19 protein-coding genes and 1 pseudogene are annotated in these 18,200 nt (G+C 50.0%); 4 read left to right on the top strand and 16 right to left on the bottom strand.

The features are described 5' to 3' along the window. Positions 1-181: 181 nt before the first annotated feature. The 8 genes from dnaB to ychF all read right to left on the bottom strand — a co-directional run bounded on the left by dnaB (position 182) and on the right by ychF (position 7,272). On the bottom strand, positions 182-1,531 hold the full coding sequence (gene dnaB / locus M655_RS00960) for a replicative DNA helicase (RefSeq protein WP_005831733.1): 1,350 nt from the start codon (positions 1,529-1,531) through the stop codon (positions 182-184). A 24-nt stretch (positions 1,532-1,555) separates the two neighbouring features. Then, the gene (gene rplI / locus M655_RS00955) at positions 1,556-1,999 is read right to left on the bottom strand and encodes a 50S ribosomal protein L9 (protein ID WP_025846303.1); all 444 of its coding nucleotides are present in this window, start codon (positions 1,997-1,999) and stop codon (positions 1,556-1,558) included. A 26-nt stretch (positions 2,000-2,025) separates the two neighbouring features. Next, the gene (locus tag M655_RS00950) at positions 2,026-3,963 is read right to left on the bottom strand and encodes a DHH family phosphoesterase (RefSeq protein WP_007780468.1); all 1,938 of its coding nucleotides are present in this window, start codon (positions 3,961-3,963) and stop codon (positions 2,026-2,028) included. A gap of 4 nt (positions 3,964-3,967) precedes the next feature. Then, the gene (locus M655_RS00945; RefSeq protein ID WP_005831738.1) at positions 3,968-4,876 is read right to left on the bottom strand and encodes a DUF2232 domain-containing protein; all 909 of its coding nucleotides are present in this window, start codon (positions 4,874-4,876) and stop codon (positions 3,968-3,970) included. 84 nt (positions 4,877-4,960) lie between these two features. After that, complete coding sequence (gene rpsR, locus M655_RS00940; protein ID WP_005831740.1) at positions 4,961-5,191, bottom strand: 30S ribosomal protein S18; 231 nt, start codon at positions 5,189-5,191, stop codon at positions 4,961-4,963. A gap of 41 nt (positions 5,192-5,232) precedes the next feature. Then, positions 5,233-5,712 carry a single-stranded DNA-binding protein gene (locus tag M655_RS00935; RefSeq protein ID WP_007779761.1) on the bottom strand — a complete coding sequence of 160 codons (480 nt, stop codon included), beginning with the start codon at positions 5,710-5,712 and terminating at the stop codon, positions 5,233-5,235. A gap of 29 nt (positions 5,713-5,741) precedes the next feature. Next, positions 5,742-6,029, bottom strand: a complete 288-nt coding sequence (gene rpsF / locus M655_RS00930; RefSeq protein ID WP_005828370.1) for a 30S ribosomal protein S6 — start codon at positions 6,027-6,029, stop codon at positions 5,742-5,744. Between the two features lie 142 nt (positions 6,030-6,171). Further along, positions 6,172-7,272 (bottom strand): redox-regulated ATPase YchF, encoded by a 1,101-nt coding sequence (gene ychF / locus M655_RS00925; RefSeq protein WP_025846307.1) that lies wholly within the window; start codon positions 7,270-7,272, stop codon positions 6,172-6,174. Positions 7,273-7,517: 245 nt separating this feature from the next. Between ychF and M655_RS00920 the strand changes: the two genes are divergently transcribed. From M655_RS00920 to M655_RS00910, 3 genes and pseudogenes are all read left to right on the top strand, one after another. Further along, complete coding sequence (locus M655_RS00920; RefSeq protein WP_026557677.1) at positions 7,518-8,141, top strand: NAD(P)-dependent oxidoreductase; 624 nt, start codon at positions 7,518-7,520, stop codon at positions 8,139-8,141. Positions 8,142-8,274: 133 nt separating this feature from the next. Continuing rightward, a pseudogene (locus M655_RS00915) lies at positions 8,275-9,425 on the top strand (IS3 family transposase). A 134-nt stretch (positions 9,426-9,559) separates the two neighbouring features. Continuing rightward, a complete protein-coding gene (locus tag M655_RS00910; protein ID WP_283858487.1) occupies positions 9,560-9,940 on the top strand; it encodes a hypothetical protein in 381 nt (126 codons plus the stop codon). A gap of 281 nt (positions 9,941-10,221) precedes the next feature. Here the strand turns inward: M655_RS00910 and pepF are convergent, their stop codons facing one another. The 6 genes from pepF to M655_RS00880 all read right to left on the bottom strand — a co-directional run bounded on the left by pepF (position 10,222) and on the right by M655_RS00880 (position 15,088). Next, positions 10,222-12,132, bottom strand: a complete 1,911-nt coding sequence (pepF, locus tag M655_RS00905) for an oligoendopeptidase F (protein WP_005828363.1) — start codon at positions 12,130-12,132, stop codon at positions 10,222-10,224. Between the two features lie 189 nt (positions 12,133-12,321). Continuing rightward, complete coding sequence (locus tag M655_RS28235; RefSeq protein ID WP_025846312.1) at positions 12,322-12,627, bottom strand: hypothetical protein; 306 nt, start codon at positions 12,625-12,627, stop codon at positions 12,322-12,324. A gap of 178 nt (positions 12,628-12,805) precedes the next feature. Then, positions 12,806-13,582, bottom strand: coding sequence for an Ig-like domain-containing domain (locus tag M655_RS00895; protein WP_007779775.1), 777 nt, complete (start codon positions 13,580-13,582; stop codon positions 12,806-12,808). Between the two features lie 105 nt (positions 13,583-13,687). After that, entirely contained in the window at positions 13,688-13,897 is a 210-nt protein-coding gene (locus M655_RS00890; protein ID WP_005828358.1) for a DUF951 domain-containing protein, read from the bottom strand. A 19-nt stretch (positions 13,898-13,916) separates the two neighbouring features. After that, positions 13,917-14,810 carry a mechanosensitive ion channel family protein gene (locus tag M655_RS00885; RefSeq protein ID WP_005828356.1) on the bottom strand — a complete coding sequence of 298 codons (894 nt, stop codon included), beginning with the start codon at positions 14,808-14,810 and terminating at the stop codon, positions 13,917-13,919. Beyond that, positions 14,807-15,088 (bottom strand): putative Se/S carrier protein, encoded by a 282-nt coding sequence (locus M655_RS00880; protein WP_005828354.1) that lies wholly within the window; start codon positions 15,086-15,088, stop codon positions 14,807-14,809. Before M655_RS00880 ends, M655_RS00885 begins: the two co-directional genes overlap by 4 nt. 216 nt (positions 15,089-15,304) lie before the next feature. Between M655_RS00880 and yyaC the strand changes: the two genes are divergently transcribed. Further along, positions 15,305-15,910, top strand: coding sequence for a spore protease YyaC (yyaC, locus tag M655_RS00875; RefSeq protein WP_005828352.1), 606 nt, complete (start codon positions 15,305-15,307; stop codon positions 15,908-15,910). A gap of 81 nt (positions 15,911-15,991) precedes the next feature. Here yyaC and M655_RS00870 read toward each other — a convergent pair whose 3' ends face one another. Both M655_RS00870 and M655_RS00865 read right to left on the bottom strand, forming a co-directional pair. Next, complete coding sequence (locus tag M655_RS00870; protein ID WP_026557679.1) at positions 15,992-16,891, bottom strand: diacylglycerol/lipid kinase family protein; 900 nt, start codon at positions 16,889-16,891, stop codon at positions 15,992-15,994. Between the two features lie 580 nt (positions 16,892-17,471). Further along, on the bottom strand, positions 17,472-18,182 hold the full coding sequence (locus M655_RS00865) for a DUF554 domain-containing protein (RefSeq protein WP_005828347.1): 711 nt from the start codon (positions 18,180-18,182) through the stop codon (positions 17,472-17,474). Positions 18,183-18,200: the final 18 nt, after the last annotated feature.

Raw genomic sequence — 18,200 nt, 5'->3', positions numbered from 1 at the left:
CGAAAAACACCTCCTGATATCATCATGTCCTTTTGGGCCTGAAACAATCTAAGTGTACTAAACCATTTCTTGCATGTCAACGGAAAATACGAACATTTAAATAGTGCAAAGATTATATGTTCGGCAATTCAAGCAAGAAAAAAAAGCCGGAATTGCTCCGGCTTTTTCTCCATTTGCTCTATTATCCAGCCTGATTTCGAAAGCGCTGATCCAAGCTTACGAATTTGTTAAATTCTTTGAGGAATGCCAGCTCTACCGTCCCGGTCGGGCCGTTACGCTGTTTGGCGATGATGACCTCGATGACGTTTTTGTTTTCCGTTTCCTTGTCGTAGTAGTCATCACGGTACAGGAACGCAACGATATCGGCGTCCTGCTCGATCGAACCGGACTCGCGGATGTCGGACATCATCGGGCGCTTGTCCTGCCGCTGCTCTACGCCACGGCTCAACTGGGACAAAGCGATTACGGGAACATTCAGCTCACGGGCGATTCCTTTGAGCGTACGGGAGATTTCCGATACTTCCTGCTGGCGGTTGTCTCCCTTGCCGCGGCCGTGAATCAATTGCAGGTAGTCGATGAGAATCATGCCCAGGCCGCGTTCAGCCTGCAATCTGCGGCATTTTGCGCGAATGTCCTGCACGGTTACGCCTGGCGTATCATCAATAAAAATCGGTGCCTTCGCCAACGTACCAATCGCCATCGTCAGCTTCTGCCAGTCGTCTTCCTCCAGCGTACCGGAACGCATCCGCGAGGCATCCAGATTGCCCTCGGCACAGATCATACGCTGTACCAACTGGGAAGCACCCATCTCCAGAGAGAAGATGGCGACAGTCTCTCCAGCTCGTGCAGCGACGTTTTGCGCGACATTCAAGGCAAAAGCCGTCTTCCCGACAGAGGGACGGGCTGCCAGAATGATGAGGTCACTGCGCTGAAATCCGGCGGTCATTTTATCCAAATCGGTATATCCGGAAGGAATCCCGGTAATGTCTCCACGCCGTTGACTCAAAAACTCGATCCGTTCATACGTTTCCAGAAGCGCGTCTCGGATTGGCGTAAAACCGCCGCTGTTGCGGTTTTGCCCGATCTCCATGATGTACTTCTCGGCATCCGCAATGATCTCCGTTACGTCGTCCTCGCGAGAGTAACCGTCATTCGCAATTTTTGTTGCCGTATGAATCAAGCGCCGTAGCAGCGCTTTTTCTTCTACAATTTTGGCGTAGTATTCGATATTGGCCGCGGTCGGAACCGAGCTGGCGATTTCGGTTAAATACGTGACGCCGCCGACTTCATCTAACAGCTTGTGGTCCTGCAGCTCAGCGGTTACGGTAACCAGATCGACTGGCTCGCCCTTTTCGTACAGGTCCACCATGGTTTGAAAGATGCGCTGATGCGCTGTCTTGTAAAAATCCTCCGGACGGAGAATCTCAATGGCCGTGATTAAAGCTTCCTTAGACAAGAACACGGCACCCAGCACTGATTGTTCCGCTTCCTTGTTCTGCGGCGGCACACGATCCAAAAACAGGTCGCTCACGTCACACCCTCCAGGATTGCGTCATTATTCTTCTACCACGTGAACTTTGAGTGTCGCAGTTACTTCGTTGTGCAGCTTGACTTTGATTTGCGTTACGCCAAGCGCGCGGATGGCGTCCATCTCCAGCTTGCGTTTGTCCAGCTTGATTTTGAACTGCTCTTCCAGCGCTTGTGCCACTTGTTTGCTCGAAATTGCGCCAAACAGTCGTCCGCCCTCGCCGGCTTTTCCTGTTACTTTTACTGTCAGCTCGCTCAGCTTCGCGCCCAGCGCTTGTGCTTCCAGCTTTTCCTGCTCCTTGCGCTTCTCTTCGCTGCGCTTTTGCGCATCCAGCGTTTTTATGTTGCTATCTGTAGCTTCCTTCGCCAGCTTGCGCGGCAGCAGGAAGTTGCGTACGTAGCCTTCAGACAGGTCTTTGATTTCGCCTTTTTTGCCTTGGCCTTTTACATCTTGAAGAAAAATGACTTTCATCATCGTTTCCCCCTTTTCAAATTGGCCTACACGACCGAATCAATCGCTTCTTTCAAACGTCGAGTCGCTTCCTTCACGGAAATGCCCTGAATTTGCGTGGCGGCTCCTGTCAGGTGTCCGCCACCGCCCAAGAGCTCCATGATCGCTTGCACGTTGATGTCGCCCAAAGAGCGTCCGCTAATCAGGATCGTATCGTCTCCCCGCTCGGCAATGACAAAAGATGCCTGGATGCCCGAGAGCGTAAGCAACTGCTCGGCCGCCTGGGCCACCTGGACTTGCGTGTAGTTCTCGGTAGGATCCCCAATGGCAATCGCCATATTATCTCTGTACGTTTCCGTGTTCATAATGATGCGTGCCCGCTTCACATACTGCGTCAAATCTTCCTTCAGCAAACGTTGAACAGCAGCCGTATCGGCCCCGTTGCGCCGCAGGAAGGACGCCGCTTCAAACGTGCGCGAGCCTGTACGGAACGCAAAGCTTTTCGTGTCTACCACAATCCCTGCCAACAGTGCGGTGGCAATCAGATTGTCGATATTCAAGCGCTCGCTCTGATATTGCAAAAGCTCTGTGACCAGCTCAGATGTCGAAGACGCATACGGTTCGAGGTACAACAGAACCGGCTCGATAAACTCTTCGGAGCGTCGATGGTGGTCAATGACGACGATCCGGCTTGTCTCACCGAGCAACTTCGGCTCAATGACCAGCGAAGGACGGTGCGTATCGACAACCACGAGCAACGTGCGGCCCGTCACCAGTCTGATCGCCTGCTCCGGCGTAATAAATGTTTCAGCCAATTCCTCATTGGCGTAAATCTCCCGCATCAAGCGTTCGACAGAGTTGTTGCCTTCATCCATGACGATATAGGCTGCCTTGTTGTGCAACTGCACGGCCTTCAATACACCAAGCGAAGCACCGATGGAGTCCATATCTGGCTGTTTGTGGCCCATTACGATCACATGCTCAGCCTCGTGGATCAAATCGCGCAGCGCATGGGCGATCACCCGTGCCCGAACGCGCGTCCGTTTTTCTACCGCATTTGATTTGCCACCGTAGAAGGTGAGCTTGTTACCGATCTTGATCGCGCACTGGTCGCCACCGCGGCCCAGCGCAATGTCCAAGCTCGATTGGGCCATTTGCCCCAGCTCGATGTACGTCGTCGCCGCTGCCCCAACCCCGATACTGAGCGTAATCGGAATTTTGTTGTCAGCCGTCATTTCCCGAACCACATCGAGAATGTCAAAACGCGTTTCTTCCAATTTATCAAGGGCTTCCCGTTCCATCAGCGCCAAAAATTTGTCAGCCGTGATTCGGCGAAGGTATATGCCATGTTTGTTGGCCCACTCTGTAATCACACCAGCCACGCTTGTCGACAAAAGCGTACGGCTCTGATCGTCCATGACTTGTCCAACCTCGTCCAGGTTGTCGAGGTGAATAATGGCGAGAGCAGCCTTTTCGCGATGGTAACGCGTCGTCAATTCTTTGAAGTCCGTAATGTCCTTGAAATACAAAAGACGCTCATCGGACCGAACCATGACTTCGTAAACCCGCTCATTGTAAGTAAATTCGAGCCGTTTTTGTTCCGGCTTCCACACGAGTTGGGGGAATACCTCTTGAAGGCTCTTCCCGATCATCGACTCATCCCCGGACATATGTGTCATGAACGGGTTGACCCACTCGATTGCCTTTTCCTCGTTGTATAAGAGAATTCCGATCGGCAGCTCCTGAATAACGCCTTCTCCGGCTTTTTTCACGCGGTGAGTAACTGTCGCCAAATACAGGCGCAAGTCCCGCTGAAATCCTTTTTCTGCTTGAAGGGCGTATAGAACCAGGCCAATCAAGCAAACAATGCCGATCGCCCCGTACATCCAATGGTGCAGGGTCAAAATCCCCAACAACAGCAAGCTAAAGCTGAGTGCCAGGACCATGTGCATCCCGTACCAACGCTTTAACAGGAATTTGGGCATCTCCTCAGCCCCTCTTCACTCTTGTTTCCAGTTTTTCACGCAAACGAAGCCCTAAGTCAAATATCCCTACCAGACTAAGTATAGTGCTTAAGAACGGAAAAATAAATAGACAGACAACAAGCACTGGAGTCAATCTCTTCCACCCGTACAGGTACGCTGCAAACAGGCAGAAGCTCAAACCTTGGAGTGTAAAAATCCCGTCCAGCATGACTTTTACGTTCATGATGGCGGTCTCCCAGAACGTTCCCTGCATGCTGCCGCCAAACACCAGAATGCTAATCATGGCGAGGAAATAATAGTACAGCAAAGATCGCGGGAAACTCCACTCCCGGATTGGCTTCAACGCCGGAATCGGCTTTTTGATCCGTTTTCCAATCAGGCTGGCCAATCCATGTGTGATCGCGCTGGAGATAAAGCTGAACATCACGATGCTCGTAGGCAGTACCATTTTGATAAGAGCAACCGTCTGGTCAAATTGCTCTTTTGTCACGAAGGAAGGGCGCATTTGAGCGGTCTGTTCCAGCATGGTCTGGAAATTCAGGTTCATTCCAAATGCCATGAAGGCAAGCCCGAAAACGGTGCTGAGAAACACAACACCAGCTCCGGCTACAATCGCCGGAAGTGCCTTCCCTCTTTTCGCATAAACAATTCCCATGGCAGAGCCCCAAACCGCTCCGCTCAAGGCGATCGCAGCAGCGATCGGTCCTGCGATGATCCAGCCAAGGAACGTGTACACGACAGAGATCCACACCATAATCGACACGTTGCGGCTTACGGCCAGGAAAATAAACGGCAGCGGTAAAAGGAAACTGACCAGTGCTCCCAGTACGGTATATGTACTAAGGAACAACAGTACCAGTGCAATACCCAGCATCAGGGCATTTTCAGCCAATTGCTTCGTTTTGGAAGGCATGTCAGCACCTCATTTGCGAGTAGCGAAAAATATGGAAAAAAGAGGGCCACGCAATTGTGTCCCCCTTTTTATCGCTTGTGTAAATTATTCAGCCGTGTAAGGCAGCAGTGCTACTTGACGAGCGCGTTTGATCGCAATTGTCAAAGCACGTTGATACTTCGCAGAAGTACCAGTTACACGACGTGGCAAGATTTTGCCGCGTTCGCTGATGAATTTTTTGAGCAAGTCTACATCTTTATAGTCGATGTGCTTGATTTTGTTCACTTTAAAGAAGCATACTTTACGACGCTTATTAGGACGTCCTTTGCGTGCCATGATAGTCCCTCCTTCTTAGGAATGTGAAAGTTTTACGATTCTTAGAACGGCAAGTCGTCATCAGAAATGTTGATCGGCTTGCCTGCACTCGCGAAGGGATCACCAAACGGATCAAAGTCATTGTTTCTCTGACCGGATGGCTTGTTTCCGCCACCAAATCCTGGTCCTGGATCGTATCCTGCGTTGTCTCCGCCGCCTTCATTGCCTCGACCGCCCAAAAATTGAACGTTCTCCGCAACGACCTCTGTTACATATACGCGTTTTCCTTCTTTATTATCGTAGGAGCGCGTTTGAATGCGTCCTTCGATGGCAGCTTGTCTTCCTTTGCGCAAGTAGCTTGCACAAAGATCGGCAAGTTTTTGCCAAGCGACAATATTAATGAAATCGGCTTCTCTCTCGCCTGCCTGATTGGTGCGAGGACGATTGACAGCCACGGTAAAAGTAGCAACGGCAACGCCATTCGGCGTGTAGCGAAGTTCAGGATCTTTCGTCAGGTTGCCGATGAGAATAACTTTATTCATCTTGGTTCCCCCTCTGACCGCGACAATGATTACTTCTCATCACGAACGAACATGAAGCGGATTACGTCGTCGTTGATTTTCATCAGACGCTCAGCTTCCGCAACAGCATCAGCGTTCGCTTTGAAGTTCATCAGAACGTAGTAACCTTCACGGAACTTATTGATCTCGTACGCAAGACGACGTTTACCCATTTCTTGAAGCTTAGAGATTTCGCCACCGTAGTTGGTCACAATTTCACTGTAACGAGCTACATTGGATTTTACTTTCTCTTCTTCAAGGTCTGGACGCAATACATACATAACTTCGTATTGACGCATACCTTTTCACCTCCTTATGGACTTTGCGGCCCTGTACGGGCAAGGAGCGAGTGCTAAAACGAAACGCACAAAACATGCACTCCATAAATACTCGCATTATCGTATTATAGCAAAACGCCTATAGTGAAGCAACTATTTCGTACTAAACATTGAAGCGGAAATGCATGACATCTCCGTCAGCCACAACGTACTCTTTCCCTTCAAGACGGTACTTCCCGCGCTCTCTGGCTGCCGCAACTGATCCAGCATCTATCAGGTCGTCGTAAGCAATAACCTCTGCGCGAATAAAGCCGCGCTCGAAATCGGTATGAATCACGCCTGCCGCACCTGGAGCCTTTGTGCCCTTGCGAATGGTCCACGCGCGCACTTCCTGTACCCCTGCCGTAAAGTAGGTAACCAGACCGAGCAGCTTGTAAGCAGCGCGAATCAGGCGGTCCAGACCGGACTCGGCCAAACCGAGCTCTTGCAGGAACATTTCTTTGTCTTCGCCTTCCAGTTCAGCAATTTCTGCCTCGACCTTGGCGCTGATGACAACGACCTCTGCTCCTTCCTTCGCCGCATGCTCGCGAACAGCCTGCACGTGAGGATTGTTGTCTGCGTCATTGATTCCGTCCTCTGCCACGTTGCACACGTACAGCATCGGCTTGATCGTCAAAAGGTGCAGGTCGCGAATCCATTTGCGCTCTTCGTCGTCCAACTCCACGCTGCGCGCGGACTGGCCTTCTTCGAATGCAGCCTTCAGTTTTTCCAGCACGTCCAACTCCTGCTTGGACTCCTTGTCGCCGGATTTCACCTTGCGCGCGATACGGTCGATACGGCGCTCGACTGAATCCAGATCGGCAAAAATCAGCTCCAGATTGATCGTTTCGATATCGCTCAGTGGATCGACACGGCCTGCCACGTGCGTGATGTTTTCATCCTCGAAGCAGCGAACGACATGCGCGATCGCGTCTACTTCCCGGATATGTCCGAGGAACTGGTTGCCAAGCCCCTCGCCTTTGCTCGCGCCTTTTACCAGGCCGGCAATGTCCACGAACTCAAATGCCGTCGGAACGACTTTGTTCGGCACTACGATCTCTGTCAGCTTTGTGAGACGCGGATCCGGAACTTCTACGATCCCCACGTTCGGGTCAATCGTACAGAACGGGTAGTTCGCCGACTCCGCACCCGCTTGTGTAATGGCATTGAACAGTGTTGATTTCCCCACGTTGGGAAGCCCAACAATACCGCAAGATGCACCCATCTATATACACTCCCTTGTCATCGTCCTAACATCCTTTTAAGTATATAGATTTGGATTTAAGAATACAATTGTCTCCTTGTGGCAACTTTGGGCCCTGACAGGAAGCTCACCGTGCTGTCGGAATGTCCCCCTTTCCACTTCCACGATAGCTGATGGTGGTGGGACAAAAAAAGAAATGCTAGACTTACACTAGCAAAAAAACTGTTGACCCGATCACTCATTCATGTTCATGAGGTGAATACATAATGAAGCTTTTGCTTTTCGGCGCCACCGGCCGCGTCGGCAGCCATATTTTATGGCACGCGCTGGCAGATGGCCATGAAGCTACGATTTTGGTGCGCTCTGCGGACAAACTCCCCCAGCCTTTGCCCGAAAACGTGCGCGTGCTTACGGGAAACGTCTTGAATGAACAGGACGTCAAACTGGCGATGCAGGGCGTCGATGCCGTTATCAGCGCCCTTGGCACAGATGGCACGACCACACTGTCGGAGGGCATGCCGCTCATCCTGCATGCCATGAAGCAGGAAGGCGTCTCCCGAATTGTCACAGTAGGCACAGCGGGAATTTTGCAAAGCAGAGTCTCCCCCGATTTGCTCCGCTACCAGTCCAGCGAATCGCGGCAAAAGCTGACCAGGGCCGCCGAGGAGCACCACAAGGCGTACTTGCTCCTGCAACAATCCGGACTGGACTGGACGATTGTGTGCCCGACCTATTTGCCTGACGGCAGCTACACAGGCAATTACCGGGTCGAGGCCGATTACTTGCCTGCAGATGGCATGCAAATTTCCGTTCCCGATACGGCGGAGTTTACGTACAGGCAGCTCGGCAGTTCTGATTATTTGCGTGTACGGGTAGGGATTGCTTATTAGTTGTTGTTTGGGGAAAACATGAAGTTTGGATATCCCTCTAGCTTCGTTAATACAATAATGATGCTAGACTTTACATTGGACACGGAGAATCGAGAGTGCGACAATAAAAGCGTTCATAATCGAGGTGTCCAACATGACGAAAAAGTACGACAGGGAATTCAAACTTCAAACCGTTCGACTCATCCAAGAAGAAGGGAAATCGGTGGCGCAGGTAGCCCGGGAAATGGGGCTTCATGAAAATACCATCTATCGGTGGGTCGCTGAATTCAAGCAAGACGGCAATCAAGCCTTTCCAGGCAGTGGACAACTGAAGCCGGAAGACAAAGCCCTACGCGACCTTCAAAAGCGAATTCGTGATCTGGAAGAGGAGAACGAAATCTTAAAAAAGGCGATGCACTACTTCGCAAAAGACCGGCGCTGATCTACCCTTTCATCCACGATCACCGCTCCAAGCTCCGAGTCGCGAAGATGTGCGAGGTGTTTCAAGTTTCTCGAAGCGGTTATTACGATTGGACCCGGCGTAAGAAGAACGATCGGGCGAAGCGTCGAGAAAAGCTGGAGCAACAAATCCGGCGGGTCTTCCTGGATTCGAGACGTTTGTACGGCAGTAAGAAGGTCTTGGAAGCACTGAAAAAGGAAGGGGTTCAGGTTTCCGAGAAAACCGTCGCTCGTACGATGAAAAGGCTCGGGCTGAAATCCCGTACGGTGATGTAATACAAGGTGACAACGAATTCGAAGCACCATTTGCCTGTGGCCGAAAACGTGCTAAACCAAACGTTCACCGCAAACGCGCCGGGGAAGGTCTGGATGACGGATATCACTTATATCCCGACAGACGAAGGCTGGTTGTATTTAGCCAGTGTGATGGACTTGTATACGCGTAAGATCGTAGGCTTTCACATGGGGGAGCGGATGACAAAAGAACTCGTGATCGCCGCGCTAGATCAAGCCTACAACCGCCAGCGACCAGCTCCGGGGCTTTTACACCACTCTGATCGCGGCAGCCAGTATGCCTCGACTGAGTACCAGAAGCGTCTGGAGAAATACCAGATGATCGGAAGCATGAGCCGCAAAGGAAACTGTTACGATAACGCCTGCATCGAGTCTTTCCACAGCGTACTGAAGAAAGAACTCGTTTATCTAGAAAAATTCAAAACGAGAGAACAAGCGAAAAGAGCGATATTTGAGTATATCACTTGCTTTTATAATGGAAAACGCATCCATTCATCCATTGGGTACTTCACGCCCAATCAATACGAACATATGTACCGATGTGTGGTGTAATTCTCTCGATTTTATGTGTCCAATCTATTGGCAGTGGTTCAATAATTACACAAGAAACCTTTTTCCTTTTTTTTCTTCATATCAAATAGGTGGTTTCTCAAAATTATGGTGTAACTTTATCTGGAGGGAAAATGATGAAAAAACTTTTGATATTTTGTGCTAACAGCATCATAGCAATATGGTTCTTTTTACTTTGGTGCAACATGATGCTGCTTTCCAGTGATATTCCTATAAACATCAGTTATGATGAGATGAAAAGTTCAACTCTTACAATTCTCGTTTCTACAGCCATTACGATCTTTTACGTTAAACTCACTCCTGACAACAAGTTATATTACTTTCTTATCTTTCCTACACTTCTTTGGGGCTTTTCCATGACTCAATCATTAATTTACAACTATCACCAATACGATACGATAATTGCTATTACCGGATTTATTTGTAGTGCATTAATTTTCTTTGTTTTATTTTTTGATGCTAGACGTACATCAATGTCACCTAAAATACTGTCCTAACAAGGAAGAACGTTCACTTCCCTATAGAAGTGAACGTTCTTCTTGCTTGTTTACAATCCCGGAAACGGGACCGTCACCACGGAACTCAAAGTATTCTGATTTTCTCGATGAACCTTAACGTAATTCCTATGTGTCGGGTCGCATTTTCCTTGTTAACCAATCTCATTTTACTACTAATTAAGTTAAACTACTTTAATGTAAGCTCTTGTTTGTTTGCAAAAAAGACTCCCTGCCGCTTGAAGACAGGGAGCCTTTGCTTTGTTTATGCAGTGCTAAACGCTTTACTTTTCGTTCACCAGTTTTTCCAGCTCATTCAACGTCTCTTCGAAAATCTCCATGGCCTGCTCGATCGGCTTCGATGTAGACATGTCTACGCCCGCTGCCTTCAGCACTTCGATTGGCGGAGCAGAGCTGCCCGCTTCAAGGAAGTTTTTGCGGATACGGTCAACTGCCGGCTGTCCTTCATCCAGGATTTGTTTCGCCAGCGCCTGGGACGCCGCAAAGCTCGTAGAGTATTGGTACACGTAGTACTTATAGTTGAAGAAATGGGAAACGCGCGCCCATTCCATCGCGATTTCCTCGTCGGAAACCATGTCTTTGCCGTAGTACTTTTTGTTGATGTCGAGGTAGATTTTTTTGATCGCCTCGGCGTTGAGCGATTCTCCTGCCTGCTCCTTGTCGTGAATCGCTTTTTCAAACTCGGCAAATTGCGTTTGGCGGAACAAGGTCGAGCGGAAGTTCTCCAGGTAGTGGTTCAGGAGATACATTTTCTCTTCCTTCGTCTTCGCCTGCGCGTACATGCTCTTGAACAGCAGCGTCTCATTCATCGTGGAAGCCACTTCCGCCGTAAAGGTCGGATAGTTCGACGAAATGTACGGCTGGTTTTTGTTCGTGTAGTACGACTGCATCGCATGCCCCATCTCGTGGGCGATGGTGTACACGTCATCGAGTGTGCCCTGATGGTTCAAAAGCACGTACGGATGCGTGTCGTAGGCTCCCCACTGGTAAGCGCCGGTGCGTTTGTCGTCGGTCGAATAGACGTCTACCCAGCCGCCATCCAGTCCTTCCGCCAGCACCTTCACGTAATCGTCGCCCATTGCTTTCAAACCTTCGGTGACGATTTTTTTCCCTTCCTCGAAGGAAATGTATTTGTCGTCGGATGGAACGATCGGCACATAGATGTCGTACATGTGCAGCTCCTTCACTCCGAGCATTTTTTTCTTCAAGGCAATATAGCGGTGCAGCAGCGGCAAGTTGTCGTTGACCGTGTCGATCAGCTCATCGTACACCTTGGTCGGGATGTTGTTCGGCGTCAGGCTCGCTTCCAGCGCAGAGTTGTAGTTGCGTGCCTGCGCGTAGAAATTGTCTGCCTTCACTTTTGCTGCCAGTGTCTGTGCGAACGAATCCTGGAAGTCAATCAAGGCGCTGTAGTATGCCTTGAAAGCATCCCTTCTCACACGCTGGTCCTTGCTTTCCATATACGAAATGAAGTTGGCACGCGTCAGTTGGACTTCCTTGCCTTGTTCATCCTTGATTTTCGGGAACTTCACATCTTTGGACAGCATGCTGTAAATGTTGGTTGGCGCATTGCCCAGCGGAGAGGATTTTGCCAGCAGCTCCTCCATCTCTGTGGAGAGCGAATGCGGCTTGGTTCTCAGCATGTCCTCAATGAAAAGCTTGTACGGCGCCAAAGACTTGTCAGCGAGCAAGCTCTTCATTTTCTCATCCGGAATGGCAACGATTTCTGGCTGGAGCCATGCCGTTTTTTCCGAAACAAGCGTGTACATTTTCTCGGCGCGGTCTGCCAGCTTCTGCAGCTCAGAGTTGGCCGAGTTTACGTCCAGCGACATGTTGGCGTACACATACGCCTTGTCGTTGAGCCGCATCATGTCCACGTAATCATCGAAAGCAGCGAGCATCGCCGCAGCAGAAGTCCCCAGCTTGCCCTGGTGCTTGGTAAAAGCATTCGCCAAAGCCTCCACCTTGACTACGTCTTTTTCCCAATCCTGAACAGTCGGGTAAATATGATTCAGTTTCCACTTATATTGGTCTGGAATTTCAGCGCGGGTCTGATAATTTGGCTTTTCCGCAGCAAAAGCGACTGCCGGCGTGCTGTACGGAATAAATGGTACCGATACGGCCGAAAACGCAATAGCCAAAGCTGTAACTGATGCAAACACTTGCTTTTTCAAATCTCAATCGCCCCTTTTCCTTACTCTTTATCTTTTCCAATTTCTAGTTAGTGTAATTACGTTGTTGCACGTCCAAATTCCTTCTTATTAAGAAAAATATTTTAAATATTTACTAACAACAGTCAATTTATCCAGAGAAAATTCAGATTTGTGGATAATTTTGTGGATAACTGTCTATCCACAGCTTGTTTATTCCCAACCCCCTTTTCCGTTTTGCATTTTTCGACAAAAAGTTGTCCACATTTTCTGTGGATAGAGTGTGAATAACTTATTTTCGTCGGAACCAGGGCATTCGCCCATACCCATTTTCATGTTCCTACATAGCATGAGTATTGAAACTAGGGTAGGAGGTGTTAGCAAGTGGGTCTCTTTAACGGCTTCGACGATTTCGCGCTGATCCTGGTTCTTTTCATCCTTCTCGTAATCGTAGGTTGTGACTGCGACTAAGCTTCCCGCTGCCATCCGGCCTATCTGAAGGTAAGCTTGCACGACCATGCATCTTACCTTCCCCATTCCACATAGATCATTGACTGGCTACGCAGCCGACGGAAAATGATCGGTCATAACCTTAAAGTACAATCACCGGGAGATACATCTGATCGTACAAAAAGGAAAAAAGGATGCGCCGCTTGCTACGGGTTGCATCCTTTTTTTATCCACAACCAAACTTCCATTACTTCGCGCCACTCGTGAAACTCGACCATTGTGACTTATTCACATTGCCCGCCTGATCTTGCAGCAGGCCGCCAGCGAGACTGACCTGATAGCTCGTATGCGGCTGCCATTTTCCTTTTGGCTTGATCGACAGCATTCGCTTGCTCTTGTTCCAGGTGACGGTATGCGGGACAGCCTGGCCTTTTTCATCTGTCAAGCGCACAAGTCCTGCCGCCGTTTTGCTGGAGAGTGCTCCTCCGCTTGCCAGAGTCACTTCCTCCGCAAACTGCAGCGTCACTTTCTCCTCCAGCTTCACCTGCTTGGCGCCATGACCAGGCAAAATAATCGCCTGCGGAGCAATGTTATCCACGGGCTTTTTTGTCGTGAACGCAGCGGACAGCTCCGGGTTCAGCTCCCCTCGCGCATCCTTCAGCTTTTTGGCGAGCAGTGTGACGCGATACGCTTTTCCCGCCTCCAGGTTACCCACAGGGTCGATCACGATGCTTTTCGCTGTCTTGTTCCACTTGGCTGTGAACGGGACTTTCTTTTTCTTTTCGTCCACAAGCTGCACGATGGACAGCAACGACTTGTCCGTGATGTCACGCGAATTTGCCAAACGGACCGTCCCGGAAAACGTCAGCGTAATGACAGCGTCTGCTGCTACCTCTGTCGCTTTGTCCGTCGGCGAGACGCTTATCTTCCAGTTGCTTGCGTCCTTCGCCCATGCCGCCTGTGAAAACGCAAGTAGCATCCCCAGCACAGCGATCCATTGCATCCACAACCGTCTGGCACTCATCCTAACCATCCCTTTCGTCTGCGTGGCGAAAGCTTTTGGTCAGCTCCACCACTGTTTACGGACAGTGTAGAAAAAGACAGACGGTTCCTTCAAAAGTTTTTTGCTTTACTCTTTCGGCTCTTCCTCTGCGCGCACCAATATTTTTTTCAGTTTGCGTTCAAATTCAAGACGACCGATCATGACACTGTGGTCGCAGCCCGTACATTTGATTCGCACGTCCATGCCCATGCGAATGACTTTCCACGCATTTGTTCCGCATGGATGCGGCTTTTTCATTTGTACGATGTCCCCCAGCCCAAATTGCTTCCTTTCCATCTCTCTTCTCCCCTCTACTCTATGCTTGGCCTTGTGCCTTGCCCGACATCGCGACGATTTTCGGATACGGAATCTGAATGCCCCGTTTGGTAAACTCGGTGCGAATCATCGCCCGCAGGTTGCGATTGACGCCGTGGTGGGTGTTCGGCTTGCACTCGGCAGTCACCCGCATGACGACCTCAGACGGCCCCAATGCTTGTACGCCCAAAATTTGTGGCTCCGCCACGATATCTGTCAGCTCGGCTTGCGCTTTTGCCAGCACTTCTTTCAGCACTTCTTCAACCTGACCCAGATTTTCCTCGTACGCTACCGAGACATCCACAACAGCCAACGTATTTTGCAGCGAAAAATTGGTCACTTGCGTAATGGTTCCGTTCGGGAAAATAAATACTTCTCCCGTCCAACTGCGCACGCGTGTGATCCGCAGGCCAATCTCCTGTACGGTCCCGGTCATGTTATTGATCGTCACGACATCCCCTACAGCAAACTGGTCTTCAAAAATGATAAAGAAACCAGTGATAATATCGCGCACGAGACTTTGCGCCCCAAAGCCGACAGCCAGCCCGAGCACCCCTGCGCTCACCAACACAGGCCGCAAGTCGATCCCGATCAGTTGCAAGATCATCAAAATCGCCAGGAAATAAATCGTGTACTGAATGATATTGTTAACGAGCACGCGCATCGTATCGACACGGCGTTGATCCAGTTGGAGCTTGCCGCCTCCGTGGCGATGATGAAAAATGCGGTTGACTGTCGCGTGCAACAACGAAACAACGATACGCGAGGCAACGATGATCGCCAAAATTTTCGCCAGCACCATCCCTACAGTTACCCACATGTCGGCATCTGTGAGATAGTCGTAAATTTGGTTGTACAGCTTTTGAAAAAAGCCTTCTGCATTTGTAGTATTCATTCTGTCCTCTCCTTCTGTCTGCCGTATTCGTCAACCTCCTGGTATCGGCCAGCAAACTGACGAAAATATCCTCGAATGACTACTTGCTGCTCTTCCATGATCGTTTTCGCGCGAGAATAGTCAGGCAAAGGAAACTCAATGGAAAGGGCACAGCCAGCCGTTATCTCTTTTGGCGTCGGTCTTGTGTCGATATCAATATCTTCGTACTCCAGCAGCATTTCTGCACGCAAAGCTTGCTGTGTGGAATCAAATGCAATCAGTACAGTCTCTCCTTCCATCCCTCTCCCTCCTTCGTGTCCTTGTTTTCTTTTTCACAAGGCTTTGCTGACGTGCTTCTCTTATTTTACCCGTTCAATTTCCGGCTTGCCAGCTTCGCTGATTTTTCAAAACCTCCACAACCTTCCCATTAGCAGGTATAAAAATGACTTCCCGGTACTATACTGTGAATACTCTTCTATAACGTTTAGGCCAAGTCCGCAAGAGTGGGGGTAGCCATGAGTACATTTGAAAATCTCAAAAACTGTTCTTTGCCACCTTTTAAAGTGGAATACCGCAGTGAAAACGCAGACGATCATCTGGCTAGACACCTTGCGCAGCGCTTTCGCTTAAAACCGTATGATGAAGACATTGTAATTATATGTATCGGCACAGACCGTTCGACAGGCGACGCGCTTGGGCCGCTCGTCGGAACCAAGCTGCAAACTGCCGCGCCCAGTCATTTGCAAGTGTACGGAACGCTGGACGATCCGGTGCATGCGATGAATCTCAAGGAAAAACTCGATTCCATCCAAACGAACCACCCCAGCGCTACACTGATTGCCGTAGACGCCTGTCTGGGCCAATTCAGCCACGTCGGCAACATCAATGTCATCAGCGGTCCGCTAAAGCCAGGTGCCGGGGTCAAAAAGGAGTTGCCGCCTGTCGGTACGTTTCACATTACTGGAATCGTCAATGTCGGCGGCTTCATGGAGTATTTCGTACTCCAAAACACGCGACTTGCCGTCGTCATGAACATGGCCGAGATTATTGCCTCTGGTTTGGCCAAAGCCGCGACACTCGCTGCTGCGCCGAACCGTTTGGATAGTGTTTTGCACGACTGACCATCTTCCCTCGACCTTTTCAAATCAATAGCCATTTTCTTTGACTTGCCCGGTCCCTCTGCGGATGGCAAGTCTCTTTTTTTAGACGAAAATCACCTGTTGACCGGGAAGCATTTTCACCTGAACGGGGGTTTCCCCCATCAATTCGCCATCGGCATGAACCATGAGCGGCACAGCCGTTTCAATCGTGACCTGGCTCCCGCGGAAAAAGGAAACTTTCGGATGCGTGACATGGGTGCCTGTGTATATTTTCAAAAAGGCGCGCAGCAGCTCTCCCCGGCTTGCATTGCTGACGACGCAAATATCCGTCAGGCCATCGTCGGCGACCGCCATAGGGCAAATTTTCATTCCCCCGCCGTAATTCGGAATATTGGCTGCTGTCACAAGCCAAACTCCCGACTTGTCGATCGTTTGCCCGTCGACCTGCAAGCTCAGATGGCCCGGCTTGAAGTTGCGCAGCTCCCGTAAAACGGAAATGACATAAGCCAGTCCACCCAGTCCGTATCGGTTCAGCCACGCTTTATATTGCGCTGCATCGGTCGCTTTCGCTACTTGCGCATCAAAGCCTGCTCCAATCGAATTTGCAGCAATTCGCCCGTTCATCAGCATCAGATCAATCCGTCTTTCTGCTTTTTCTGACAAAATTCGCTCCACTGCCTCGCTCGGATCGTTGACAATGCCGTGCGCCCGGGCAAAGTCGTTCCCTGATCCAGCCGGCACCAAGCCAAACTTGCATGCTTGTCCGGACTGATAGATCCCGTTCAACACGCCATGAACGGTTCCGTCTCCCCCTATTGCAATGATTTTATTTACTCCCTCTTTTTGAATCAACTCTTTTGCCAGCTTTTCCGCGTCTCCCTCTCCCGATGTCTCCCTCACGGAAAAAACCGCTCCTAAGCCATTTACAGCAGGCTCTATCCTCTCCCATACTCTCTTCCCTTTGCCATTTCCCGCCACGGGATTGACGATAAAACCCACCATTGACTTTCTCTCCCCACAAGACGCTTTCCGTTCTAATGGTCATTATCGCACGACATTTTCTTTTGATGATAGCGGTTTTTTTTATGCCAAACTTACATGTCGCATTCCTTTCGCTCCGTTGTTCCTCGCTGTATGGTTTACAGTGGCATGGCCCGTTCGTCGCGTCAAAAAAAGTAAGTCTCAGCAGCTCCGTTTACTGTTTACTTGGTCTCACACTATTATTGCGAGTTGTTGTGGACAGTCCCTTGAAATCAAATGGCTATGTGTGTGCCTTTTGCAGTAGGTCATTTCAAACGGCACAGCGCACGGCTACCTGTCATGCTCTCTGGTTTCTGGTTTCTGGTTTCTTCTTTCTGCCTTTTCCCTTTGTCCTGCTTCATTTCTCTTTCCCCACTCTTCCTACTTGCTCCCTAGCTTTTACTCCGAACCCCCGACTCCCCCTACAGCTTTGCCTTTGCCTGCTCCCATCTTTAAAATGTCCGCCCTGAGTTCTACGCGCCCCATCGCCCTGCATGAAAAAAAGACCCCTCCTGCACGCTACCCGCGCACAGAAAAAGTCTTTTCCCGCTATCTTGCCATCTTATAAAAAACTGGACAACCACTGGCTAATCGGAACTCCCAATGCTGCAATCACCAGTGCGGGCAGCATGTTCGCTACATTGATATTTTTGATCTCCAAAATGTTGATCCCAATCGCGATAATCATCAAGCCACCCACTGCCGTTACTTCTGCCAGCATCGCATCGAGCATCGTTTGGCTCACCACACTGTAAATTTGGGTAGCCAGCAACGTCAGCACACTTTGGTACAAAAACACAGGTACTGCTGAAAATATGACGCCAATCCCTAGCGTCGAAGTGAAAATAATCGCGGAAAAGCCGTCCAGAAGCGCTTTGGTGAACAAAATGTCGTGGTTGTTTCGCAACCCGCTGTCCATCGCTCCCAAAACAGCCATTGCGCCGATACAATAGACCAGAGTAGCTGTTACAAACCCGGTGGCAATACTGCCTTTTCCGCCGCCAACCTTCCGCTCCAGCCAGTGCCCCAGACGATTCAAGCCTTTTTCAATCCCCATCAATTCCCCGATAATTGCCCCCAAAACAATGCTGACGATCACCAATAAGAAGTTGCCCGATCCAAGGCTCATCTTGACGCCCAAAATCATCACAGCCAGCCCGATTCCTTGCATGACTGTATGTCGGATCGAATCGGGAATCCTCGTCAAGAGCCTCCCCAACAAAGCTCCTACTATGATGGCGCCAGCGTTTACCAGGGTTCCTAACAAGATCACGTGTGTGTCCTCCTACCG

The organism is Brevibacillus sp. NSP2.1 (assembly GCF_000470975.2).
Taxonomy (GTDB): Bacteria; Bacillota; Bacilli; order Brevibacillales; family Brevibacillaceae; genus Brevibacillus; species Brevibacillus agri.
Note: the sequence above shows the minus strand (reverse complement) of the source record. Positions and strands in the feature narration are given on the sequence as shown.